Source organism: Micromonospora sp. NPDC049359 (assembly GCF_044466585.1).
In the GTDB taxonomy this organism is placed as follows: domain Bacteria; phylum Actinomycetota; class Actinomycetes; order Mycobacteriales; family Micromonosporaceae; genus Micromonospora.
Window position 1 is genome coordinate 54,179 of the sequence record NZ_JBITMW010000017.1, and the last position, 22,610, is coordinate 76,788.

28 protein-coding genes are annotated in these 22,610 nt (G+C 71.0%); 18 read left to right on the forward strand and 10 right to left on the reverse strand.

From position 1 onward, the window contains the following. Positions 1 to 132 precede the first annotated feature (132 nt). Both ACIBTX_RS30160 and ACIBTX_RS30165 read right to left on the reverse strand, forming a co-directional pair. A complete protein-coding gene (locus ACIBTX_RS30160) occupies positions 133 to 1,305 on the reverse strand; it encodes a zinc-dependent alcohol dehydrogenase (RefSeq protein ID WP_357175520.1) in 1,173 nt (390 codons plus the stop codon). A 23-nt stretch (positions 1,306 to 1,328) separates the two neighbouring features. Further along, entirely contained in the window at positions 1,329 to 2,279 is a 951-nt protein-coding gene (locus tag ACIBTX_RS30165) for an SRPBCC family protein (protein WP_357175523.1), read from the reverse strand. Positions 2,280 to 2,517: 238 nt separating this feature from the next. Here ACIBTX_RS30165 and ACIBTX_RS30170 point away from each other — a divergent pair, with 238 nt between their 5' ends. Further along, positions 2,518 to 3,030, forward strand: a complete 513-nt coding sequence (locus tag ACIBTX_RS30170; protein ID WP_357175526.1) for a hypothetical protein — start codon at positions 2,518 to 2,520, stop codon at positions 3,028 to 3,030. Positions 3,031 to 3,142: 112 nt separating this feature from the next. After that, on the forward strand, positions 3,143 to 4,159 hold the full coding sequence (locus tag ACIBTX_RS30175; protein WP_357175529.1) for a carboxypeptidase regulatory-like domain-containing protein: 1,017 nt from the start codon (positions 3,143 to 3,145) through the stop codon (positions 4,157 to 4,159). A gap of 161 nt (positions 4,160 to 4,320) precedes the next feature. Here ACIBTX_RS30175 and ACIBTX_RS30180 read toward each other — a convergent pair whose 3' ends face one another. Continuing rightward, positions 4,321 to 4,821 carry a DUF6584 family protein gene (locus tag ACIBTX_RS30180; RefSeq protein ID WP_396833312.1) on the reverse strand — a complete coding sequence of 167 codons (501 nt, stop codon included), beginning with the start codon at positions 4,819 to 4,821 and terminating at the stop codon, positions 4,321 to 4,323. A gap of 117 nt (positions 4,822 to 4,938) precedes the next feature. Between ACIBTX_RS30180 and ACIBTX_RS30185 the strand changes: the two genes are divergently transcribed. Both ACIBTX_RS30185 and ACIBTX_RS30190 read left to right on the forward strand, forming a co-directional pair. Next, positions 4,939 to 5,313: an SCP2 sterol-binding domain-containing protein gene (locus ACIBTX_RS30185; protein WP_357121981.1), complete on the forward strand. Its 375-nt coding sequence runs from the start codon at positions 4,939 to 4,941 to the stop codon at positions 5,311 to 5,313. A gap of 5 nt (positions 5,314 to 5,318) precedes the next feature. Then, positions 5,319 to 7,361 carry a glycogen debranching N-terminal domain-containing protein gene (locus ACIBTX_RS30190; RefSeq protein ID WP_396833334.1) on the forward strand — a complete coding sequence of 681 codons (2,043 nt, stop codon included), beginning with the start codon at positions 5,319 to 5,321 and terminating at the stop codon, positions 7,359 to 7,361. On the opposite strand, the gene ACIBTX_RS30195 is transcribed toward ACIBTX_RS30190, so the two are convergent. Further along, complete coding sequence (locus ACIBTX_RS30195; RefSeq protein ID WP_357121978.1) at positions 7,358 to 8,074, reverse strand: helix-turn-helix domain-containing protein; 717 nt, start codon at positions 8,072 to 8,074, stop codon at positions 7,358 to 7,360. The two genes, ACIBTX_RS30190 and ACIBTX_RS30195, sit on opposite strands and share 4 nt — an antisense overlap. 196 nt (positions 8,075 to 8,270) lie before the next feature. Here ACIBTX_RS30195 and ACIBTX_RS30200 point away from each other — a divergent pair, with 196 nt between their 5' ends. The 3 genes from ACIBTX_RS30200 to ACIBTX_RS30210 all read left to right on the forward strand — a co-directional run bounded on the left by ACIBTX_RS30200 (position 8,271) and on the right by ACIBTX_RS30210 (position 10,670). Continuing rightward, positions 8,271 to 8,972: a DUF4097 family beta strand repeat-containing protein gene (locus tag ACIBTX_RS30200; protein ID WP_357175536.1), complete on the forward strand. Its 702-nt coding sequence runs from the start codon at positions 8,271 to 8,273 to the stop codon at positions 8,970 to 8,972. A 28-nt stretch (positions 8,973 to 9,000) separates the two neighbouring features. Further along, positions 9,001 to 9,819 carry an alpha/beta fold hydrolase gene (locus ACIBTX_RS30205; RefSeq protein ID WP_357175539.1) on the forward strand — a complete coding sequence of 273 codons (819 nt, stop codon included), beginning with the start codon at positions 9,001 to 9,003 and terminating at the stop codon, positions 9,817 to 9,819. A 131-nt stretch (positions 9,820 to 9,950) separates the two neighbouring features. Further along, a complete protein-coding gene (locus ACIBTX_RS30210) occupies positions 9,951 to 10,670 on the forward strand; it encodes a carbonic anhydrase (protein ID WP_357175541.1) in 720 nt (239 codons plus the stop codon). A 43-nt stretch (positions 10,671 to 10,713) separates the two neighbouring features. Here the strand turns inward: ACIBTX_RS30210 and ACIBTX_RS30215 are convergent, their stop codons facing one another. Beyond that, positions 10,714 to 11,157: a DUF5990 family protein gene (locus tag ACIBTX_RS30215; protein WP_357121966.1), complete on the reverse strand. Its 444-nt coding sequence runs from the start codon at positions 11,155 to 11,157 to the stop codon at positions 10,714 to 10,716. A gap of 161 nt (positions 11,158 to 11,318) precedes the next feature. Here ACIBTX_RS30215 and ACIBTX_RS30220 point away from each other — a divergent pair, with 161 nt between their 5' ends. Continuing rightward, positions 11,319 to 11,885 (forward strand): hypothetical protein, encoded by a 567-nt coding sequence (locus ACIBTX_RS30220; RefSeq protein ID WP_357121963.1) that lies wholly within the window; start codon positions 11,319 to 11,321, stop codon positions 11,883 to 11,885. Between the two features lie 23 nt (positions 11,886 to 11,908). After that, positions 11,909 to 13,003: a winged helix DNA-binding domain-containing protein gene (locus tag ACIBTX_RS30225; RefSeq protein WP_357121960.1), complete on the forward strand. Its 1,095-nt coding sequence runs from the start codon at positions 11,909 to 11,911 to the stop codon at positions 13,001 to 13,003. A gap of 32 nt (positions 13,004 to 13,035) precedes the next feature. On the opposite strand, the gene ACIBTX_RS30230 is transcribed toward ACIBTX_RS30225, so the two are convergent. Continuing rightward, positions 13,036 to 13,548: a hypothetical protein gene (locus ACIBTX_RS30230; protein WP_357121956.1), complete on the reverse strand. Its 513-nt coding sequence runs from the start codon at positions 13,546 to 13,548 to the stop codon at positions 13,036 to 13,038. Positions 13,549 to 13,858: 310 nt separating this feature from the next. Between ACIBTX_RS30230 and ACIBTX_RS30235 the strand changes: the two genes are divergently transcribed. Then, positions 13,859 to 14,539 carry a DUF4396 domain-containing protein gene (locus ACIBTX_RS30235; protein WP_357175550.1) on the forward strand — a complete coding sequence of 227 codons (681 nt, stop codon included), beginning with the start codon at positions 13,859 to 13,861 and terminating at the stop codon, positions 14,537 to 14,539. A 39-nt stretch (positions 14,540 to 14,578) separates the two neighbouring features. Here ACIBTX_RS30235 and ACIBTX_RS30240 read toward each other — a convergent pair whose 3' ends face one another. Beyond that, positions 14,579 to 15,493, reverse strand: a complete 915-nt coding sequence (locus tag ACIBTX_RS30240; RefSeq protein WP_357121950.1) for an SDR family NAD(P)-dependent oxidoreductase — start codon at positions 15,491 to 15,493, stop codon at positions 14,579 to 14,581. A 100-nt stretch (positions 15,494 to 15,593) separates the two neighbouring features. Here ACIBTX_RS30240 and ACIBTX_RS30245 point away from each other — a divergent pair, with 100 nt between their 5' ends. The 3 genes from ACIBTX_RS30245 to ACIBTX_RS30255 all read left to right on the forward strand — a co-directional run bounded on the left by ACIBTX_RS30245 (position 15,594) and on the right by ACIBTX_RS30255 (position 18,088). Continuing rightward, positions 15,594 to 16,259 (forward strand): TetR family transcriptional regulator, encoded by a 666-nt coding sequence (locus ACIBTX_RS30245; RefSeq protein WP_357121946.1) that lies wholly within the window; start codon positions 15,594 to 15,596, stop codon positions 16,257 to 16,259. Between the two features lie 83 nt (positions 16,260 to 16,342). Beyond that, positions 16,343 to 17,227, forward strand: coding sequence for a S41 family peptidase (locus tag ACIBTX_RS30250; RefSeq protein ID WP_396833313.1), 885 nt, complete (start codon positions 16,343 to 16,345; stop codon positions 17,225 to 17,227). 27 nt (positions 17,228 to 17,254) lie between these two features. After that, entirely contained in the window at positions 17,255 to 18,088 is an 834-nt protein-coding gene (locus tag ACIBTX_RS30255; RefSeq protein WP_357175559.1) for an alpha/beta hydrolase, read from the forward strand. On the opposite strand, the gene ACIBTX_RS30260 is transcribed toward ACIBTX_RS30255, so the two are convergent. After that, positions 18,066 to 18,734 carry a class I SAM-dependent methyltransferase gene (locus ACIBTX_RS30260; protein ID WP_357175562.1) on the reverse strand — a complete coding sequence of 223 codons (669 nt, stop codon included), beginning with the start codon at positions 18,732 to 18,734 and terminating at the stop codon, positions 18,066 to 18,068. The two genes, ACIBTX_RS30255 and ACIBTX_RS30260, sit on opposite strands and share 23 nt — an antisense overlap. Before the next feature lie 61 nt (positions 18,735 to 18,795). Between ACIBTX_RS30260 and ACIBTX_RS30265 the strand changes: the two genes are divergently transcribed. The 4 genes from ACIBTX_RS30265 (at position 18,796) to ACIBTX_RS30280 (ending at position 20,618) form a co-directional block, all read left to right on the forward strand. After that, a complete protein-coding gene (locus ACIBTX_RS30265) occupies positions 18,796 to 19,434 on the forward strand; it encodes a helix-turn-helix domain-containing protein (RefSeq protein ID WP_357175565.1) in 639 nt (212 codons plus the stop codon). A gap of 115 nt (positions 19,435 to 19,549) precedes the next feature. Next, positions 19,550 to 19,927 carry a DUF2089 domain-containing protein gene (locus tag ACIBTX_RS30270; protein WP_357175568.1) on the forward strand — a complete coding sequence of 126 codons (378 nt, stop codon included), beginning with the start codon at positions 19,550 to 19,552 and terminating at the stop codon, positions 19,925 to 19,927. Further along, positions 19,924 to 20,184: a hypothetical protein gene (locus ACIBTX_RS30275; protein WP_396833314.1), complete on the forward strand. Its 261-nt coding sequence runs from the start codon at positions 19,924 to 19,926 to the stop codon at positions 20,182 to 20,184. Before ACIBTX_RS30270 ends, ACIBTX_RS30275 begins: the two co-directional genes overlap by 4 nt. Before the next feature lie 11 nt (positions 20,185 to 20,195). Then, positions 20,196 to 20,618 carry an SHOCT-like domain-containing protein gene (locus ACIBTX_RS30280; RefSeq protein ID WP_357121925.1) on the forward strand — a complete coding sequence of 141 codons (423 nt, stop codon included), beginning with the start codon at positions 20,196 to 20,198 and terminating at the stop codon, positions 20,616 to 20,618. A 374-nt stretch (positions 20,619 to 20,992) separates the two neighbouring features. Here the strand turns inward: ACIBTX_RS30280 and ACIBTX_RS30285 are convergent, their stop codons facing one another. Continuing rightward, the gene (locus ACIBTX_RS30285) at positions 20,993 to 21,340 is read right to left on the reverse strand and encodes a GlsB/YeaQ/YmgE family stress response membrane protein (RefSeq protein WP_396833315.1); all 348 of its coding nucleotides are present in this window, start codon (positions 21,338 to 21,340) and stop codon (positions 20,993 to 20,995) included. A gap of 111 nt (positions 21,341 to 21,451) precedes the next feature. Between ACIBTX_RS30285 and ACIBTX_RS30290 the strand changes: the two genes are divergently transcribed. Further along, positions 21,452 to 22,105, forward strand: coding sequence for a hypothetical protein (locus ACIBTX_RS30290; RefSeq protein ID WP_396833316.1), 654 nt, complete (start codon positions 21,452 to 21,454; stop codon positions 22,103 to 22,105). Between the two features lie 27 nt (positions 22,106 to 22,132). On the opposite strand, the gene ACIBTX_RS30295 is transcribed toward ACIBTX_RS30290, so the two are convergent. Beyond that, positions 22,133 to 22,498, reverse strand: a complete 366-nt coding sequence (locus tag ACIBTX_RS30295) for a VOC family protein (RefSeq protein WP_357121916.1) — start codon at positions 22,496 to 22,498, stop codon at positions 22,133 to 22,135. Between the last annotated feature and the right edge of the window lie 112 nt (positions 22,499 to 22,610).

Below are 22,610 nucleotides of genomic sequence, written 5' to 3' on the forward strand. Positions count from 1 at the left end.
CGGCGTTCCCGAGCCCACGGACCACAAACGCGCCACCCCCCTCGCGCCGATCTTGCGGTTTCGGTCGTCAACATGGGGTGGTATGCCCCTTGTGTCGCCGCAGAAAGTGCAAGATCGCGGGAGCTGGGGCGGTCAGACCTTGAGGAGCACCTTGGTGCAGTCGTCCTGCTTCTTCTGGAAGATCTTGTAGCCCTTCGGGGCGTCGCGCAGCGGCATGCGGTGGCTGACGATGAAGCTCGGGTCGATCTCGCCGCGTTGGATGCGCTCCAGCAGGGGGCGGGTGTAGCGCTGCACATGACACTGACCGGTCCGCATGATGAGTGACCGGTTCATGAACGCGCCCATCGGGAACTTGTCGACGAAGCCGCCGTACGCGCCGATGACCGACACCACTCCCCCGGATCGGCAGGCCAGGATCGCCTCCCGCAGGGCGAACGGCCGTTCCGTCTCGGTCCGGGTGGCCTGCTTGGCCCGGTCGTACGCGTACATCGCGGAGTTGGCGTGGTGGCCCTCCAGACCGACCGCGTCGATGCACGCGTCGGGGCCCCGACCGGCGGTCATCTCGTTGAGGGTGTCCAGCACGTCGACGTCCTCGTAGTTGATCGTCTCGGCGTCGGCGTGCTCGGCGGCGAGACGCAGCCGGTAGGGGAACCGGTCGATGACGATCACCCGCTCCGCGCCGAGCAGCCGGGCGCTGGCCGCGGCGAGTAGCCCCACCGGCCCCGCGCCCCAGATCGCGATGACCTGCCCGGGTTTGATGTCGCACATCTCGGCGCCCAGGTAGCCGGTCGGAAAGACGTCGGCGAGCAGGACGGCCTGGTCGTCCGGGATCTCGTCGGGCACCTTGAGCGGGCCGACGTCGGCGAACGGCACCCGCGCGTACTCGGCCTGGCCGCCCGCGTACCCGCCCAGCAGGTGGGAGTAGCCGAAGATGCCGGCCGGTGAGTGGCCCATGACCTTCTCGGCGATGCCGGCGTTGGGGTTGGAGTTCTCGCACACCGAGTAGAGGCCACGCTGGCAGGAGGAGCAGTGCCCGCAGGCGATCGGGAACGGCACCACCACCCGGTCGCCGGGCTTGAGGTTGCGGACCTGCGGCCCGACCTCCACCACCTCCCCCATGAACTCGTGGCCGAGGATGTCGCCCTTGCGCATCGCGGGGATGTAGCCGTGGTAGAGGTGCAGGTCGGAGCCGCAGATCGCGGTGGTGCTGACCCGCACGATGGCGTCCCGGGCGTTCATGATCGTCGGCTCGGGTACGTCGATCACCCTGACGGTGTCGGCGCCCATCCAGGCGGTGGCCTTCATTGCTTCGCCCCTTCGAGAAACGGTCAGCGCCGGGTCGGCGGCAGCGGCTGCGCGGGTCGCTGCATCGCCTGCTGGCGTACGGAGATGCCGTTCGGGCTGCCCTCGGAGCGGACCACCTCGCCGGCCTCCAGTACCTGCTTGAATCGGCGCAGGTCGTCACGGACCTGCTGCTCGGGCTCCTCGCCGAAGAGCTTCGCCACGGCCCGGCCGAGCGCGCCCGCCGGTGGCGCGTAGCGCAGTTGCACCCGGACCTCGGTGCCGCGGTCGCCCGGGGCGGGTACGAACGCGACCCGACCGGCGTTCGCCACCCGACTGCCGGGCAGCGACCGCCAGGTGATCGACCTGTTTGGCTGATCGTCGATGATCTCGGCGTCCCATTCGACGCGGCGACCGGCCGGTCCACGGGCGACCCAGTGCGAGAGGCGCAGGTCGTCGGCGCGTACCGACTCCAGGTGCGCCATGAACCGGGGCAGGTTCTCCACGTCACGCCAGAACCGGTACGCCTCGGCGGGTGACCGGTTGACCGTCACCGCGATCTCCATCCGGATCATCCGCTCCCGGGCCCGGCGGGCACGACCGGCGGCGATCGCGGTGGCGACGTCCAGGGCGGTGATGCCGGCGATCGCGGCCGTGGTCAGGGCCAGGCGGCGGCGACGCTCCCCCCGCCGGTCGACCATGGCCCGGCCCAGCAGCGTCAGGTCCAGGGCGTCACCAACGACCCGGGTCCACGCCCAACCGGCCGGGCGGCGGCCGGTGAGCAGACCGACCGCGTGGATCACCTCCCGCGTTCCGACGGCGGGGATCACGGCCCGCGCGGCGGGTGAGTCGTCGACGCCGGTCAGGCGGGCCAGGGTCCGGGGCGCGGCCAGCGCGCCCACGCCCAGGGCCAGGCTCAGCAGACCCAGCGCCCGCGTCGCCGCGGTCGGCACCGGGCCGTCCAGCTCCGGCAGGAGCATGTTGTCGACCCGGTCCATGAGCCGGTCCCCTTCGGTCGGCGCGAGCGCCGGCGGCCACCGACGCGGGCGGCCGTGAGCCGCCACCGTGACGCTATGCGCTGGATCCTCCCTACGCGCCCGAATTGAGGGAGAACGCCGATCAGACCTTGTTGATGATCACCGCTATCTTGTAGTCATGAAAATGGATGGGGCATACGAGGTTCGGCAGAGCCGCATCCTGACCGGGCTCACGCTGGCGCTGTACAGCGCTCTGCCGATGACCGCCGTGGTGATCGGCCTACAGGACCTGTCCGAGCGCTACATGTTCGTCATCATTGGGCTGGGGTTCGAGGCGACCATGCTCGCCCTGATGCGGGGCCGCGTCGGCCGCGCGGTCCGGCAGGAGTTGCTCTTCGCCGTTGACGAACAGGGCGTCTACCTGGGCCCGGACGAGTACGGCCGGCCCGCGACGCGCGAACCGTGGTCCCAGATCGACTTCATCGTCTACTTCACGGGCCGCATCTGGAAGACCAGCACCCGGCCAAATCCGAACCGTAACGTCGGTATCGCCCGAGGCGGCAGGATCATCACTTCCCGGGCAACGGGCGGTTGGCGCTTCAGCGCCCGGCGGGCCGCCGCGGCGGCCGACCGGTTCGGCGGGGGAAAGCCGGTCCTCAAGGGACCGTACTTCGATCAGGTGCCGCGCGAGTGGTTCCACACCCTCACCCTGCCGCCCACATGGCTCGCCGCCCACGCCAGACCTGGCGGTGTGTCCGGAACACAACGCTGATCAACCGGCAGCACGTCACCTTCAGTCAGCATCACGACATTGACCGATTTGGATCAGCAACGCTCCGTTACCGTCGGCGCACCCCCGTTCCGTCGCCGCGAGGAGCACGCCCGTGAGCCCCACCCTCCTGCGCAAGCTGACCACCACCATCGCCATCGCGCTGCTCGTCGTGGAGGCCGCCGCGCCCGCTGGCGCGCGTACCCCCCGGCAGGTGTCGCCCGCGCCCGGCGGCGTTCGCGCCGTCGTGCGGGACGCGGCCACCGGCGCGCCGGTGCCCCGCGCCTGCGCCGCGCTCGTGCCCATCGACGCCGCGGCGCTGACGGCGGTCACCCTCGGGGAGGACCAGCTCGGCCGGTACGGCGGCTGCGCCGACGAGCAGGGCAGCCTGGTGACCGGTGACGTCGCACCCGGGGACTACCGGTTGCTCGTGCGGCCCTACGACACGACCCGGCACGGCTGGCAGTGGGTCGGCCGGCACGGCGGCACCGGTGAGCGCGAGCGCGCGTACGTCATCCGGGTCCGGGCCGGCACGGTGACCAACGCGCCCGACATCCGGCTCGATCCGCCCGGCACGGTCGTCGGAGTAGTGACCGACGCGGCGACCGACGCCCCGGTCCCGCGAGCGCTGGTGATGGTGGTGCCGTACGTGCCGGACCCCAAGTACGACGACCACGGGCCCACAACCGATGAGAACGGCCGCTACACGATCACGGGCCTCGGGCCGTACGAGTGGCCGGTGCAGTTCGCCGCGGGTGGGTACGCCACCGTCTGGTCCGGCGGGGTGGGCAGCCGGGCGCAGGCGCGAAAGGTCCGGGTCCGCGCCGCGCGGACGACGACCCTGGACCAGGCGCTGCCCGCCGGCACCCCGGTCAGCGGGGCGGTACGCGTCGACGAGTTGCTCACCTACGCCCAGGTGCTTGCCTTCGACGCCAGCACCGGAGACCTTGCCGGCGTGGCGGACGTGGGGAGCGGGTACGCCCTGCGCCTGCTCCCCGGGCAGCGGGTGAAGCTGCGCTGCGACTGCGCGTACGCCCCGCCGGTGTGGCACCGCGACGCGGCCGGCTTCGACGCCGCGACTCCCCTGCGGGTCGGGCGAACGCCGGTCGTGGTCGACTTCGACCTCGACTAGGGCCTGTTTCATAAGGGCGGTCGAGCCGAGGCGGAGTCCGGGCGGCGATCCGGCAAGGCGCGGTGGCGTCCGGATACCGGTGGTGTATCCGGACGCCACCGCAACGCCGCCGGTCGTCGTCCGGGCCCGCCGCAGGCCGACCAGTTCTTATGAAACAGGCCCTAGAACACCCACCGGAGCACGGTGGCCAGGCCGACCACGCACAGCGCCACCAGCACCACGCCGATCACCGCCGCCACCAGGCAGCCCAACCCGTCTCGCCACGAACTCGGCTCATCGGGACGTGGCCCCTCATCGGTCCAGGTGACGGGCCCGTACCGGCCGGCCTGCTCCAGCAGTCGCGCGAAGCGCGCGCCCGCCACCGGCCCGAGTCTGGCGCTGGGGTCGGCGGTCACCCGCAACGCCCGCAGACGCCGCCAGGCGTTCCCGTAGGCCTGCTCGAACGCGGCGACCTCCCGCGCGTCGGCGTCCTCGCCGAGGAAGCCCCATCGCCCCGCCTCGGCCACGTTGCCCACCTGCCGGTAGAGCGCGGCACGCCGCGCCCGCACCTCCAGGTCGTCGGGGTACGCGGCGGTCAGGCTCGCCAGGCGTTGCATCGCGGGGTGCACGTGCCCGCGCTCCAGATCCGCCGCCACCCTCGCCAGCACCTGTTCCTTCGCCACGGCGGACATTCTGAGCGGTGCGCCTGCCACGCCGACAGCTCATTTCCGTCGGTCGGGCGTTAGCAACGGGCCGCAGCGGGTAGCCGTCGTCCGCTCTTTGTCGGGCCGGGAGGTGGGATGACGACGGCGACCAGCGACTTCTTCGAGCGGCTGGCCGCCGCGTGCCGCGATCCGCGGTTCAGCAAGGTGTGCGGAAGTGTGCGCTTCGACATCGCCGACGGGGACGACCTGGAGCAGTGGCTCCTGGTCATCGACCACGGCAAGCTAGAGGTGTCGCAGAGCGGGGACCCGGCCGACACCGTCATCAGGGTGCCGGCACAGGTGGCGGAGTCGATGGCGCGTGGCGAGGTGAACGGGCTGGCGGCGATCGAGCGCGGCGAGATCCTGGTCGACGGCGACCTCGCCCTGGCGTTGCGCATCGGGCGACTGTTTCCCCGCGCGGCCGAGGGTGGCGCGGGAGCCGACCAGCCGACGGCGACCAGCGCGCCGTGAGGGACATCCCGGGCACGGTGTCGTGCATCGACGGCAACACCTTCATCGTGTCGGACGCCAGTGGAGACGTGGAGTCGTCGCCCGCAACGCCGGTGGGGCTGTTCGCCAACGACACGCGCTATCTGTCCCGCTGGGTGCTCACCGTGAACGGCGAGCGGTTGGCCGCCCTGTCGGTGGACGACAGCCAGTACTACGAGGTCACGTTCTTCGTGGTGCCGGGCGGGGCCGTCGACTACGTGGAGGCGGACGTGTCCGCGATCCGGCGGCGACGCATCGGCCCGGACCTCACCGAGACGCTGACGATCTTCAACTACGGCCAGGGAGTGGTGGACCTCGACGTGCGACTGGAGGTCGAGGCCGACTTCGCCGACATCTTCGAGATCAAGTTCGATATCCAGGACAAGGCGGGCAGCTACTACACCGACGTCGAGCCGAACGAGTTGCGGGTCGGTTATCGACGCGGGACGTACCGGCGTGAGGTCGTCGTGTCGACGAGCGAGTCGGCCACCATCGACGCGCGCGGCCTGCGGTACGCGGTACGGCTGCGGCCCGGGGAGCAGTGGGACACCCGGTTGCGGGTTGTCATGCGGGCGCTGCGACCGGACGGCGTCGACCTGCGCGCCGCCCTGCGCGCGCTACGCCCGGACGAGTCGACACTGCCGGACAGCGTGCGCGAGTGGGTGGCGCAGGCGCCGACGCTGGACACCGAGAGCGCCACCCTCCAACAGGTCTACCACCGCAGCCTGGTGGACCTCGCGGCGCTGCGGTTCGCGCCGCTGTCACTCGGCGGAGCTGCCGTACCTGCGGCCGGGCTCCCCTGGTTCATGACCCTGTTCGGCCGCGACAGCCTGCTGACCTGCCTACAGACCCTGCCCGTCACGCCGTCGCTGACCCCGCCGACACTGCGGATCCTCGCCTCGCTCCAGGGCGCCCGGACCGACGACGTGCTGGAGGAGGATCCCGGCCGGATCCTGCACGAGCTGCGCTACGGGGAGTCGGCCGCGTTCGAGGAGCAGCCGCACTCCCCCTACTACGGCACCGTCGACGCGTCGCCCCTGTTCGTGGTGCTGCTCGACGAGTACGAGCGGTGGAGCGGCGACACCGGCTTGGTGATGGAGTTGGAGCAGGAGGCTCGCGCGGCCCTGGACTGGATCGACGCGTACGCGGACCTGACGTCGACCGGCTACGTCTGGTACCAGCGGCGCAACCGGGCCACCGGCCTGGACAACCAGTGTTGGAAGGACTCCTGGGACAGCATCTCCTACGCCGACGGCCGGCTGCCCGGTTTCCCGAGGGCGACGTGTGAGGTCCAGGGGTACGCCTACGACGCCAAGCTCCGTGGCGCGCGGCTGGCGCGTACGTTCTGGGGCGACCGCGACTACGCCGAGCGGCTGGAACGCGAGGCGGCGGCGTTGTACGAGCGCTTCAACCGGGACTTCTGGCTCGAGGACCGTGGCTACTACGCCCTCGCGCTCGACCACGACGGCACTCCCGTGGACAGCCTCTCCTCGAACATCGGCCACCTGCTGTGGAGCGGCATCGTGGCGCCCGACCGGGCCGCGCGGGTCGTCGAGCACCTGATGGGTCCGGCGCTCTTCTCCGGCTGGGGCGTGCGGACCTTCGCCTCCGGGCAGAGCCGCTACAACCCGCTCGGCTACCACAACGGCACCGTCTGGCCGTTCGACAACTCGTTCATCGCGTGGGGCCTGCGCCGTTACGGGTTCCTCAGCGAGGCGGGCCGCATCGCCGAGGGCATCCTGTCGGCCGCGACCTACTTCCAGGGGCGGCTGCCCGAGGCGTTCGGGGGCTTCGACCGCAGCACCACCCGGTACCCGGTCCGGTATCCCACCGCCGGCAGCCCGCAGGCGTGGTCCAGCGGAGCGCCGATGCTGCTGCTGCGCACCCTGCTCGGCCTCGACCCGCACGAGGAACACCTGGCCGTCAATCCCGCGCTGCCGTCCGCCTTCGACCGGATCGCGCTGCTGGACATTCCCGGACGCTGGGGGCTCGTCGACGCGTACGCCCGGCACCGCCCCGACCGGAACTAGTTCACCGCCCGCGTGTGCAGGACGGCACGGGCCTGTTCGGCGGCGCGCGTGATGCTCTCGCTGATGAAGTCGAGGAAGCGGGCGATGTTCTCCAGGCGGGCGGCGGCCGGGGTGCCGGGGCCGAGGACGGCGACGCCCTCACGTGCTGTCGCGATGAGTTGGTCGTTGGCGCGGGCGCTGGCCATCGTCGCCTGGTAGAAGAGTTCGGTGTCGATGACGTAGCGGTCGCGGCGGCGCTCGTCGCGCTCGCGGCGTACGAGACTCTGACTCTCCAGGAAGCTGATGGCCTTGGAGATGGACGCCGGGCTGACGTGCAGACGCTGGGCCAGCTCCGCCGCGGTGAGGCTGCCCGTGTCGGTGGTGAACAGGCAGGTCAGTACCCGGGCTCCCATCTTGTTCAGACCCGTGGCCATGAGGACGGTGGTGAACACCTCCTCGTACTCGGCGACGGCCTCGGCGTCGCGGCCGTGCGGCTGCGGGATCGCCTCGGCGGTCCGGGTGGCGGACGGCACGCGGCGGCGGGCGCGGCGTTCGGTGGCGCGGTGGGCCAGCTCGGCCCGGTAGGCGTTCGGGCCGCCGTTGCGCAGCACCTCGCGGGTGATCGTCGAGGTCGGACGGTCGAGGCGTCGGGCGATCTCGGCGTACGGGAGGCTGTCGGCCAGCCCGGACGCGATCTGCTGACGGTCCTGCTGGGTGAGTCTGCCTCCCGGCACGGTGATCTCCTCGGTGGTCGTCCTCAACGGCATTGCCACCATAGCGTTCACCGCCAGTCGATTGCAATGGCGGTAACGCCGGCCGTTGCTTTAGCGGCAGATCGGTTGCAACGTTTATAACGCTCTGAGCTGCCCTTACTACCCATCTACGCAACAAGGCTGTTGCCACTAACTGGAAAGCAACGTAGCGTTTCCAATGTCAGAAACACCGGAGAGAGCATCGGAGAACGCCGTGCAGAGCTTCGCCACCCCCGCCCCCATCGCCGCCGTCCTGGACATCCCCGCCGGGCGCGTCCAACTCATCGCCGCCGACCGCGCGGACACCACCGTCGAGGTCCGGCCCGCCGACGCCGGCCGCAGCCGCGACACCCGGGCCGCCGAGCAGACCACCATCGCGTACGCCGACGGCGTCCTGCGGGTCACGACCGCGTCCCCCGACAACCAGCTCCTGGGCCCCACCGGCTCGGTGGAGGTCACCATCCAACTGCCCGCCGACTCCCGCGTCGAGGTCAGGGCCGCCAGCGCCGAGCTGCGCGGCGTCGGACGCCTCGGTGACGTCACCGTGGACGGCGCGTACCGCCACATCAAGGTCGACGAGGCGGCGAGCATGCGCCTCACCGCCGTCGACGGCACCGTCGAGGTCGGTCAGCTCAACGGCCCCGCCGAGATCAGCACCACGCGGGGCGACATCCGCGTCGCGCAGGCGACGCGAGGCCGGCTCGTGCTGCGTACCCAGTCCGGCGACATCTCGGTCGCCGCCGCCACCGGCGTCTCGGCCGCCCTGCACGCCGGCACCGGCCACGGGCGCATCAGCAACGCCCTGGTCAACCACGGCAGCGCCGACCTCGACATCCACGCCACCACCTCGTCGGGCGACATCACCGCCCGCAGCCTCTGACAACCCAACCCCCTCAAGGAGTACGACAATGACGACGAACACCCCCTCCTCGACCCCTTCGCCGTGGACCGGCATGGTGCCGGTCGACGACACCGCCCTGGCCGTCACCGACACCGGCGGCGCGGGCGTCCCGGTGGTCTTCCTCAACGGCCAGTTCGCCACCCAGGGGTACTGGCGCAACGTCATCACCGACCTGGGCACCCGATGGCGGCACATCACCTACGACGAGCGGGCCCGCGGCAGAAAATCGGGACGCTCGGCGGACTACTCCTTCGAGGCGGCCGTCCGGGACGTCGACGCCGTTCTCGCCGCCCGAGGCGTCCAGCGGGCGGTGCTCGTCGGCTGGTCGTACGGGGCCGTCGTCGGCGCCCACTGGGCCCACCGCAACCCGGACCGCACGATCGGCGCGGTACTGGTCGACGGCGCGTTCCCGCACGACTGGCTCGACGACGCCATGGAGCTGCGGATCCGCAAGCTGTTCCGGCGCCTGGGCTGGTTCACGCCGCTGCTGCGGCCGACCGGCCTGACCCCGCGCATGAGCGCCGCCCAGCAGGCGGAGAGCAACATCGAGCTGGGCCGGCTCTCCCGGGAACGCGAACTGGGTCCGGTGCTGGACGGCATCACCGTCCCGGTGCGGTACGTGGTCGCCTCGGGAACGTCCCTCGGCAGCAAGGGAGACGAGCAGGAACGCATCCGCGCCAGCCTCGACGCGGTGACCACGCGCAACCCGAACATCCGAGTCCACGCGAAGGTCGCCAGCAACCACGGCGCGATCCTCAAGAAGGACTTCGCGGCCGTCGCCCAGGCCGTACGCGAGGTCGCCGCCCTCGACAGCGAGCACCGCTGACACACCGAACCCCGGTCCCCCCGGCCGCCGCGCGCGACCGGGTGGCCGGGGCGGCGGCGGGGAACCGGCGCACCACTGTGGATGATCGCCTGGTAGGAAGAAGGCAACCGCCTCACCCTCGGGAGATCACTGTGCCTCGTACCCCGCTGTCTCGCCGTTCCCTGCTGGCCGCCGGCGGCGCGACGGCCGTCGCGCTCGGCGCGGCCGTCGCCGGTCCGTCCGCGGCGAGCGCCGCCGCCGCGCCGCCGGCCGACGACACCGTTGCCACGCCGGCCGAGGCGCTGCGTCGGCTGCTCGCCGGCAACCACCGCTTCACCAGCGGTCACGGTCGGCACCCGCACCAGGGCCTCGACGACCTGCACCGCCTCGCCGCCGGCCAGCACCCATTCGCTGTCACGGTCGGCTGCGCCGACTCCCGGGTCGCGCCCGAGGTGCTGTTCGACCAGGGGCTCGGTGACCTGTTCGACAACCGGGTGGCCGGCAACATCGTCGACGACCTGCTGCTGGGCAGCGTCGAGTTCGCCGTGGAGGAGTTCGGCAGCCTGCTGATCGTCGTCCTCGGGCACGAACGCTGCGGCGCGATCACGGCCACCATCGACGCCATCCACACCGGCGGCACCGCTCCCGGACACATCGGCACCATCGTCGACAGCCTCCGCCCGGTGGTCGAGCCGGTGCTGGACCAGCCCGGCGACCCGGTGGAGAACGCCGTCCGCGCCAACATCGCCGCCCAGGTTCGGGCATTGTCGGCGCGCAGCCCGATCATCGCCGAGAAGGTGCGTCAGGGCGCGCTGCGGGTCGTGGGCGCCCGCTACGACCTGGACAACGGACGGGTCTCCCTGGTCGCCTGACGGCTTGTCTTCCCGGTCGTCCGTCCGGTACGGGCGGCCGGGGCTACTCCAGCGTCCAGCCGATGGCGGGTGGGTGGACCCGGGCGCATACCGGCCCGCCGGCCGCGTCCGTCAGCCCCAGTCTGCTCACCAGCAACCCCCCGCTCTCGTGCGCGGCGCGCAGCAGGTCGGTTGGGATGTCGGTGAACATCAGCTTCGCCCGCCGGAACATCGCGAACCCGTCATCGATCACCGTGCCCCAGCTCAGGTAGAGAAAACGCCCTCCGGGTCGTCCATGCACGAACGGCCCGCCGACGTCCAGCACCCCGTCGATCTCCCGGCTGGACACCGCTACGTTCCAGACCGCCCGTGCCGCGTCGACCCGTACGCGATCGACCACCTCGCTCTTGCGCTGGATGCCGACGTGCACGTTGCCGAGCCGCAGCGCGTCGGCCTCCGCGCCCGCGCGCCGGCCCGGCAGGTCACTGCCCTCGATCCGGATCCGCACCCCACCAACTCTAGTTTCTCGGCGTCGACCGCCCGATGGTCGACGCTCGGCGAGGCCCTCATCACCAGCCGACCCCGTGTGGGCGTGCGAATCACCGACGATCGCTCGGTAAGTCCGTAGTGTCCGTAATAGTGATCTGCCGTCGGTGAGGAGTTCTGATCATGCGTCGACGCCTGGCCGCGCTGCTGTCCGTACCATTGCTCGCCCTTCCCGCTGCCTGCGCCGCCGCATCGACGACGCCAGAGTCGCCGCCGGCCACCGGTACGCCCGCACCGGCGCAGTCCTACTGGGCGGGCCAGGACGAGTTGATGGCCGCCGCCGACACCGTGGAGGACTACGCCGCCCGGAACTGGCCACACGCCTACACCTCGGTCAGCCTCGACCTACCCGGACGGGTGCTACTGGTCCACCGCGTTCCCACCGCCGACTTCGACGCCAAGATACGCCCGCTGGTGCGCGGGGTGAGCGTGCGCTTCGTCGACTCCGCATACTCCGGGCGGACGCTGGACGGTTGGTTCGAACGAGTCCAGGCGGACATCGACGACTGGCGGCGCCGTGGCGTCACGATCCATTCCCTGTTCTGGAATGGTGAGGGCTCGATCGACCGGTGCCTGACCGTGGAGGTGGGGAACCCACGGCACGACGCAACCCTCCTCACCACGCACTACGCGGACATGTCCATCTGCGTGCGCCAAGGCGGGCCGGCTGTGCCGCTCACCGCTGACTGACCGCTCGCGGCTAGGGTGCGTTCATGGTCGATCGGCGGCAGGTGATGACGTTCCGCGTCCGCGCGCAGCAGCTGGACCGGGATGAGGGCGGCTCGCTGGCCGACACCGCCGTCCTGGACATCGGCGTGCAGAACACCGGACCGGACGGCGCCCGCTGGGCTCTCGCCGTCCGTGGCGTCGACGTGACCGCGCTGTCCGACGCCGACGTGGTCCTGCTGTGGACCGTACGGGGCGCTCCGCACCTCTACCGCCGGGCCGACGTCGGGCAGGTGGTGGCCGCGGTCGAGCCGTTCTCCGACGCTGACGCGGGCAAGCGCATCTACGACGCCTCGAAGCCGTTGAAGGCCGCCGGCATCGGCAACCTCGCCGCCCTCGACGAGGTGGCCGCCGGCATGCGGACGATCGTCACCGCGCCAACGGTCAAGGGCGACGTCTCCGGCCGCCTGGCCACCATGCTGCCCGAGCCGTACCTGCGGTTCTGCCGGCCGTGCGACGCCACCCACCTGTACGAGATGCCGTTCCGGCTCGCCGCCGCGCGGGCCGGTCTCGAGTTGCAGCTCGACACCTCACCTCCGGTCCTGCGGCGCATCACCGGCTTCCGCCGGGTGTCCGCCCCGGGCGACCGGTTCGACCTCGTCCGCGCGTACCTCCGGCTGCTCGGCCCCGCCACTCCGAAGCAGGTCGCCGACTATCTCGACGCGCCGGTCAAGGACGTGAAGGCACGCTGGCCCGACGACGTGGTCGACGTGACGGTCGACGGCGAGACGCGCTCGCTGCTGGCCGCCGACGAGGAGGCGCTGACGTCGGCCGAGGTGAGCGCGACCCGCCTACTCGGCCCGTTCGACCTGTTCCTGCAGGCCAAGGACCGGGCGACACTCGCGCCCGACGCCGCCCACGCGAAGGAGTTGTGGCCGGTGCTGGGTCGCCCCGGCGCGGTGCTGGTCGACGGCGAGATCGTCGGCACCTGGCGTCCCCGCAAGTCCGGCAAGACGTTCACGGTCGCGGTCCAACCCTGGCGCAGACTGTCCGCCGGCACGCGCGACGCCATCACCGCGCAGGCCGAACGCCTCGCCACGCACCGCTGCGCCACGCTCACCGACGTCGACTTCGCCGACTGACAACCCGAGCCGGACGGCACTCGGCGGCACCGTCAGCGCGGCGCCCGGGTACGCCGGTAGTAGGACCACCCGGCCAACGGCAACGCGATCGCCCAGGCCAGGAGCAGCGGAAGGCCGATGAGGACACCCGTCGGGGTGAAGATGTCCTGCGCGCTGGATTCGGAGAGGTCGGCGGCGAACTGCCAGGGCAGGGTCGCCGCATAGCCGATCATCAGGGCGGATCCCAGCACCGTCGGCGTGAGCGGCACCCACGGCGGCACGCGGTGGCCGCGAAGCCACGGCACCCACCGGGGAAACGTACGCCCCCAGTCGCTGATCAGGCCGAGCGCCAGCACTCCCCCGAGCCCGGCGAGGACGCACAGCAGGCCCAGGTAGAACGCGCCGGCCGGCAGGCCCAGGAACCCGTCGACCGGGTGGTCCCCGACGCCGGGCCCGCGACCGTGGTACCACTCCTCGAACGGTTCGGCGTATGCGAACAGCGGGATGCCGAGGATCCAGGGAACGTGCAGTGGGATGAAGCCCAGAACGGGCGCGATCCACGCCACGTGACCTGCTCGGCGTGCCCACGGCGGCGGCTTCGATGCTTCAGCGCTCTGGTTCACGGTCGTCACTCCGTATCGATGCGGTGGTTTCCTCCGGTCCCACGCTGCGCTGTCGGCGTGCCCGGCGGATCCCCGCGCAGAGGGAGCGGGGTCCCCCGTGCCCGGGGGGCGCGGCCCGCACGACGAACGCCCCGATCCACTGATGCGGACGGGTGCGAGCTGGGAGACTGTGAGCTGCCGTCGGCATCAGTTGACCCCCCTGCACGTTCGGCCGCGCCGAGCGCCGAGGCGCCGGATGGAAAAGGGGGCGAGGATGCAGCCGACCTGGCTCTCGACGCTCTCCTGGATCTCACTCGCGGTCGGTGTCGTCAGCTTCGTGATCGTCCTCGTCGACACGTACCTCTACGGGCACCGTCAGCCGGTCAGGGTCATGGAGATCGTCTGGCTGGTCACCGTCCTGTACATCGGCCCGGTGGCCGTCCGCCTCTACTGGACCTGGGGTAGACCCGAGGCGCTCGCGCCGTCGCCGCGCAAGGATCGGTCTCGACGGCCCCACCGGGGCACCATCGTGACCCAGGTGTCCCGTTGTGGCGCGCACTGCGCCCTCGGCTTCGTCGTCGCCGAGGTCGCCCTGTACGGATTCGATCTCCCCCGGAGCCCGCTGTGGATCGGCTACGCGGGCGACTATCTGATGGCGGTGACGATCGCCGTCCTCTTCCGGCTCTTCGAGAGCCCCCGTCGCAGCCTCGCGGAGGTCTGGCGCGCGCTGGCGACCGTCGTGAAGGTGGAACTGGTGACCATCACCGCGTTCGAGGTGGCGTTGTTCGTGTGGCTGACGCTGGCGCACCACATGGTCTTTCCGGAGCCACCCCTGCGGCTCGACAGCCCCACGTTCTGGTTCGCCGGCCAGATCGGGATGATCGCCGGCTTCGTCACGGCCTGGCCTGCCGCCTCCTGGCAGATCGGCCGACGATTGAGCGTCGCGGCACGCTGACGTCGTCGGAGCACGGGTAGCGGGGCTGGTGCGGCACGGTCACACCTCGGCGGCCGTCTGGCCGACCGGGAACCGCACGCCGGTGAGGTCCTCCGAGACGGCCCAGAGGCGCTGCTGCACGGTCAGGTCGTAGGACTCGGGGCTGGACGTGACCAGCTTCGGGTGGCCGCGCGTCTCGCCCAGGCCGTCGGGGCCGTAGTACTGCCCGCCGAGGACGGACGGGTCGGTGGCGGCACGCAGGGTGGGCAGCGCGCCTGCCGCAGCGGGCTGGGTGACCACCGGGGCGAGCAGGGTGATCGGCGCGCGGACGAGCGCCGGGGAGTTGCGGACCAGTTCGGTGTCGGAGACGCCGGGGTGCGCGGCCACCGCGACGGTGGTGCCGTGCGGGGCGAGCCGGCGCTGCAACTCGTAGGTGAACATCAGGTTGGCGAGCTTCGACTGGCCGTAGGCGGCGACGCGGCCGTACGACCGCTCCCACTGCAGGTCGTCGAAGTGGATCGCGGCGCGGATCCGGTGGCCGACGCTGCTGACCGTGACCACCCGGGAGCCGGGCACCGGCAGCAGCAGGTCGAGCAGCAGGCCGGTGAACGCGAAGTGACCCAGGTGGTTGGTGCCGAACTGCATCTCGAAGCCGTCGCGGGTGGTCTGCTTCGGCGTGTACATGACGCCGGCGTTGTTGATCAGCAGGTCGATCCGCGGGTGGGTGGCGTGCAGTCCGGCCGCGGCGGCGCGCACCGACTCCAGCGAGGTCAGATCCAGTTCCTGTACGGAGACGTCGCCACTCATCCGGGCGGCGGCGCGCTTGCCCTTCCCGGTGTCGCGTACGGCCAGCACGACCGAAGCCCCGCGTTCGGCGAGGAGCCGGGCGGTCTCGAAGCCCAGGCCGGTGTTGGCGCCGGTGACCACGGCCACCCGGCCGTCCTGGCGCGGAATCTGCTGCTCGGTCCACTTCATCTCAGGCTCCTAAGGTACCGCCGGTAAGTTATGCTCGAAACGCTAATGTACCGCCGGTACGCTGTCAAGAGACCGGCGGTACCTAAGTTAGGGTTGACGCATGACGTTCCAGCGGGCGCGCAGCGAGGAGCAGCGCGCGGCCCGTCGCCAGGCAATCCTGGAGACGACCTCGGCGATGCTCGACGAGATGCCGGTGGCCGACGTGACCCTCAACGAGCTGAGCCGGCGGGTCGGCCTGGCCAAGACGGCGGTGCTGCGCTATTTCGAGTCCCGCGAGGCGGTGCTGCTCGACCTCCTCGACGACCGGACGACGACCTGGCTGGCCGAGCTGGAGCAGGAGTTGACCCGGGGCGTCGAGCCGGACCGATCCGCGTCGGAGCGGGCCGAGCAGGTGGCCGACGTGCTCAGCCGGTCGCTGGCCGCCGAGACGGTGCTCTGTGATCTCTTCGGCGCGCAGGGCGGAGTGCTCGAACACAACGTCTCGGTCGAGGCGGCCCGCCGGCACAAGCGGGCCTCGCTGGTCAACCTCGCGGCGATGGCCGGCCTCATCCGCCGGCACCTGCCCGAGGTCGGCGACCGCACCGACCTGTTCTGCCTTCAGGTCCTCATCGTGGCCGGCGCGTTCTCCGCCTACAGCACGCCACCGCCGAGCCTGCTCGCCGTCTACGAGTCCGAGCCGACGCTCGCGGTCTACCACATCGACCCGCAGACAGCCCTGCGCATCGCGATCATCACGCAGCTCGTGGGCGTCCTGCCGCGCGCCTGACTCCGACCCACCCCGGCCGTTCCGGGCTGAGCCTCGCGATATTCGGTGGCCCTGGGGCTTCGTCCGGTCTATCGTGGCCCGCCGTGCTGTCAAACGAAGAGATCATCGGACGGGCCCTGGATCGGATCGAGGCCGGGTACGTCTTTCCGGCGAAGGTCGCGGACATCGACGCCACGATCCGGCGTCGTCTCGCGGCGGGCGAGTACGACGACCTGGACGGGCCAGCGCTCTGCGAGACGGTGACCGCCCACCTTCAGCAGGCGTGCCCGGACAGGCATCTGCGGCTGCTGTGGTCGGACCAGCCACAGTCGCTGGATCCAGCGGACGAGGACGGGGGCAAGGCGGCGTTCCTCGCGCTGCTCCGGACGGAGAACCAGGGCGTCCGCCGGGTCGAGCAGGTGGACGGCAAGGTCGGGCTCATCGACGTGCGGCGCATCGCGTACGCCGACGAGGGGGCCAGCGTGATCGGCGCGGCCATGCAACTGGTCGCCCTCAGCTCGGCGCTCATCCTGGACCTGCGCGCGTGCTCCGGCGGAGCGCCGGAGGGAGCCGCGATGTGGTGCAGCTACTTCTTCCGCGACGACCAGGTGCACCTCAACGACTTCTACGAGCGTTCCACCGGCGCCACCCGCCAGTTCTGGACCGCCGCGCACCTTCCCGCGCCGCGCTACCTGGACCGCCCGGTCTTCGTGCTCACCAGCGCGACGACGTTCTCCGGGGGCGAGGACGTCGCGTACACCCTCCAGGCGCACGGTCGAGCCGTCGTCGTCGGTGAGACGACACGGGGCGGCGCCCATCCGACGGCCCGCCACGCGGTCACCGAACATATCCTGGTGACCGTTCCGACCGCCCGGACCATCAACAGCGTCACCGGGACCAACTGGGAGGGCGTCGGAGTGGTCCCCGACGTACCCGTGCCGGCCGACCAGGCGCTCGACACGGCGCTCAAGGCCATCGCGGACGCCTAGGGCATGCGGCCGAGACCGGATGCCGTCATGCCGGGGACCTGTCTGACGTCCTCGACCTCGTACCGGGCCACCGACGGCAGTGAGCTGCCCCTGTTGGTCTTCGAGCCGGGTGACGGCACACCGCCGCGCGCTGGCGTCGTCCTGTTCCACGGCGGCGCCCTGCGCGGCGGATCACCCCACGGGCTCGCGCCGCACTGCCGGGCGCTGGCGTCGCGGGGAATCCTCGCGGTGTCGGCCGGGTACCGGCTGCTCGGTCTCGGCGCGACCAGCATCGACGACTGCCTCGCCGACGTGCGGCGCGCGGTCGCGCAGTTCGGCCGACTGGCGGCGTCGCGCGGGCTCGCTGCGTCGCAGCTGGCCTCGGGTGGCAGCTCGGCCGGCGCGCACCTGGCGATGCTGGCGGCCCTGACGCCGTCCCGCGCGGCACCGGAGCCCGGCGTCGCGGCCGTGGTGGCCCTCAACCCGGCAGGACTCAACCTGGGCGTCCGCACGCCCGACGCGCAGCGCCGCCTGGAACGGCAGGTTGGCCTCGACGCGGGCAGGTTGATTGAGTATTCGCTGATCGAGCGGGTCCGGCCGGGCAATCCGCCGACGCAGATCCACCACGGCACCCGCGACGAGGTCGAACCGATCGACTGCGCGCGGCGCTTCCGCGACGCGATGGCGCGCGCCGGCAACGAGTGCGCCCTCCTCGAGTACGAGGACGCCGAGCACGGATTCCACTACCCCGGCGACGGCGGGCACTTCGACGACGTCATCGACGCCACGGCGCTGTTCCTCCTCGGCCGCCCGGGAAGGAGGAACACCGCGCACGGCGGCTCCGCGGGATCGGAGGTCGCTAGGCGTCGCGGCGCAGTGTGAACCAGAAGGTCGGCACCGCGTTGGTGCCCGGCGTGACGTCGACAAGTGCCCAGCCGGGGAACCTGGCGCGGACTTCGTCCGCGGTGACGCCGGCCGCCCACGACGCGATCTCGGTGGTCGGATTGTCGAGTGGCTCGGGGCCGTACCCGAACATCAGCAACAGTGCCCCGGGAGCGGCGCGGTGGGTGAGCCCGGCAGCGTAGGCGTCGCGGCGATGCAGTGGAATTCCGCAGTAGCAGCTCAGGTCGAAGAACAGGTCGAAGGGGCCCGGCACGTCCAGCTCGTCGAGGCGGGTGGCGTCTCCGTGCCGCACCCGTACCGCCACTCCCGCCGCCGCGACCTTCTCCCTGGCCAGGTCGACGGCGCTGTCGATCAGATCCACGGCGGCCACCTCCCAGTCGTGCCGCGCGAGGTAGACGGCGTTGGTCCCCGTGCCGCAGCCGAGTTCGAGGGCCCTACCGGGCGGCAGCGCGTTGCGCCCCTCCACCAGGTCGACCAACTCGGGCGGTGTCACGCCGGTGTCCCATGGCGGCGTGCCGGCGCGGTAGTAGCTCTCCAGTGCGCGGCGAACCGCTTCCTCCTCCTGGTCCCGCTGCGGGGAGGCCGGGGCGGGGGCCGACCCCTGGGCGGCGTTGGGCTGCGTCATCGTCTCCTCCAAGAATTTAGAGTTAGACTCTAGTGACATACTCTGAAGATAGGCTCGCATCATGAACACGGTCAAGAGGCCGGACAAGCGAGCCGAGCGCTCGCACCGCACCCGCCAGAAGGTCATCGACGCGGCTCGCGAGCTGTTCGTCGCGCAGGGGTACGGGGCGACGAGCCTGCAGGAGGTGGCGGATCGTGCGGGGGTGGCCGTCCAGACGGTCTACTTCGTCTTCCGTAACAAGCGCACCCTGTTCAAGGACGTCGTCGACACGTCCATCGCCGGGGACACCGAGCCGGTCGCCACCATGGACCGGGAGTGGTTTCGCGCCGCGTGCGCCGAGCCCACCGCAGCCGGGCAGTTACGCGCACACGTGCACGGCACCGGCGAGATCCTGGGCCGGGTCGCCCCGATCATGCCGCTCATCGCGGCTGCCGCAGCCACCGACCCGGAGATCGCCGCACAGTGGACGGATGACCCCGACCCGCGTTACACGGTGCAGTACGCAGCGGCCGAAGCCCTCATGGGCAAGCCCGACGCCCGCCCCGGCCTCTCCGTCGACATGGCGGCTGACCTGCTGTTCGGCCTGCTCAGCCCGCAGCTCTACCTGATCTTCGTCCGCGACCGCGAGTGGTCACCGGAGGCGTGGGAAGAGTGGGCCCGCACCGCCCTGACCACCCAACTCTGCGCCGACCCCGACTGATCCGCCGCCGAGCGCGCGCGGTGGTCGTAGCCAGACCGGCCGGTGTTCACTCGTACTCAAGAAAATTAAGGTTTGGCTCTTGGAAGTTCAGGATTCTTAAGCTACAACTTTAAGTATGACAGAGCAGGCGATGGACTGGCAGGAACTGACCAGCCTGACGCGAGGCCAGCCGTTCGTCGTCGAGCGCGTGCGCCTGGCGAGCAACGGCGTCGCGATCGAGGGCGCGTTCGAGCTACCGCAACTGGCCCAGCTCAACGTCGAGGATCAGGTCTTCGTCACGGCGTTCGTGCGCTGCCACGGGTCGATCAAGGAGATGGAACGCATCTTCGGGGTGAGCTATCCGACGATCAAGTCACGGCTCAACCGGATCACGCAGATGCTCGACTTCGTCGAGACCGATCCCGCGCCGTCCCGGGCCGACATCATCGACCGGTTGCGCCGCGGTGAGATCACGGCGCAGCAGGCGTTGGCCGAGCTGGACGGCCGCTCATGATGCCCCAGCTGGTGACCGTCCGGGTCAATCGCCCCGCCCGCCGACCCGTCCGTTTCTGGGTTCCGGTGCTCCCCGTGGTGCTCGTACTCCTGCCGGTTCTGGTCCTGGTCGTCCTCGCGGCGATCGTGGCCTGCCTCGTGTTCCGCATCCGCGTGGTGCGGGCGCTCGGCGCCGGATGGCGCGTGGTCTCCGCGCTGCCCGGCGCCCGCTTCGACATCGAGCAGGGCCACTCGGCCGTGCTCGTGGCCATTCGATAGGAGAGGTTCGCATGACCGAACAACGCAAGGACATCCTCGACATGCTTGCCGCCGGCAAGATCACGGCCGAGGAGGCGGAGCAGCTCATCGCCGCCCTCGAACGGGACCAGGCACCGGCGGTGGCGGGTGCCGACGCCCGGCCCAAGGGGAAGGTGAAGTACCTGCGGGTGGTGGTGGACGCCACCGACAACGGCGAGCCGTCGCGGGTCAACGTGCGGGTGCCGCTGCAACTGCTGCGGGCCGGCGTGCGGCTGGCGGCGCTGGTGCCGCCGCAGGCCCTGGTCAAGGCCAACGCCTCGCTCAGCGACTCGGGTGTGCCGATCGACCTGACGCAGCTCAAGCCCGAGCAGTTGGAGGCGCTCGTCGAACACCTCGACGACGTGACCGTGGAGGTGGACTCCCCCGATGCCACCGTGCGGGTCTTCTGCGAATAGCCGCCGTCCGACGGGACGGCCCCTCGAGAGGGTGCTGCAACACCCTCCCGAGGCTGCGCCCGCCGCAGCGGAGCGCAGGTGAAGTGCCAACCTGAAGTCTAGCCACTCCTCAACGACCAGCGAAGGGACCACTCGGGCGAGTGGTCCCTTCGCCGCATCCCGCCGCTGCGCGCCCGCCCGTCCGCTTGCCGATCCGCCCACTCGCACGCCAAGATCCGCACAACTTCCCTGTTACTGCTGCCTCCGCCACCCGGGAGACAGCAACATCCCTGATGTTGTGCGGATCTTGGGAGCGGATCAGCGTGGCGGAGGCACGCTGATCGGCGAGCGGGGACTCGCCGACCTGGTCAGCCCGCCCGGCGGAAGGATCGCGATCACGACTCGCGCTTGGCCTTGCTGCGCCGGGGCCGCCGACGAGGGGTTTCGTCGCCGCCGGCAAGCCGGGTGAAGGTCAGCATGTTCGCCAGCGCCACGGCGACGATCGCGAGGCTGACCTGGATCGCGAGCACGATCCAGTCCCAGCGCAGCACCCACACCTTCACGCCGGCGTCGTCGTCGACGTGCAGGGCCCGGGCGACCACGGTGCCCAGCACCGCCGAGCCGACGCCGAGAACGAACGTGGCGAAGATGCCGATCCGCTGCCGCCCCGGCAGGATGAGCCGGCCGAGCAGGCCGACGAGTGCGCCGATGAGCACCGCGCCGAGATAACCGGTTACCAACATTGCTGTCTCTCCCCTTCCAGCAGTGTCGGAATACATGCCCGGATCTCACGTTCGCGGAAACCCGACCCCCGATACGCTGACGGGCCTTTCACCCCTTTGCGAAGGACGTACATGGCCCGCCCCTACCGCCCCGGACCGAAGCAGTTCGTCTTCACCGCCGGTGACGGCACCACGCACCAGGTCTCGGTGAGCGACCCGCAGGAGGCCTACGTGGCGTTCTCCGCGCTCTTCCGGGGCCGCGAATCCGCCACGTACACGATCAGGGACGAGCCAGCGCGGCAGACTTTGGTGCTCATGCCCCACCTGGGAGTGATCTCCCGGATCGAGGAGGCGGACCCGCCCCGGTCGGCACACCTGCGGATCGATCGGGCCAATCGCTACCTCCCGAGCGCGATGCTGTTCTTCGAGAACGGCTATCGCGGCCTCGACCACTTCGGCCAGTGGTTCGCCGACCTCGCCGACCTCGACGCGGCACCGGAGGACCGCGGGGCCGCGCGCGCCGCCACGATCACGACGGAGGCGGCGGCGCTCGGAGAGGTCGCCCGGATCTGGGCGGACTCGGGCTACGTCGACCCCAGCGACAGGTACTACGTCTTCTTCGACGGGCACGACATCGACGACGACCGCGCCGAGCGGGCTGCTCTGCTGCCGCTGATCGAATTCCTCGGCCTCGAACGGGTCGATACCCCGGCCGAGGCCGCCGGGGGCGAGGTCTGGGTACGCACCGACCCACGCCTGGTCGCCGAGTGTGCCCGCTGGTCGTGAACAGTCAGCCCGACCAGCATCGGCAGGTCAGCGGCGTAGGCAGAAGGGATGGCCGGCCGGGTCACGCAGGACGCGATAACGGTCCGGCGCGAACTGCTGCTCTTCCTTGACCGCTCCGAGTTCGATCGCGCGCGCCTCAGCGTCGTCGAGGCTGTCGGGGTCATCGGCGGCCAGGTCGAAGTGGATCTGCTGCGACCGCTCACCCGAGGGCCAGGTCGGTGGCTGGTAGCCGTCGACGCGAACGGCGCCGAGCAGCAGCGGCCCCGCCTTGACCGCACAGAAGTCCGGTGTCTGGACCGCGACCTCACCGTCGAGCATGGCGGCCCAGAAGCGGGCCAGGTCGGCCGGGTCGGGGCAGTCCAGGTTGATCGCGGCGATGTGAGCTACCGGCATGGCTCCTCCAGAGGGCGGGACGCTGATCGACTCTAGCACCCAAAATGACGGTTCACTCTTTTTACTCGGCCATCTCATCGGGCCGCCGCCCGACGCCGGGACGAACGCTCGC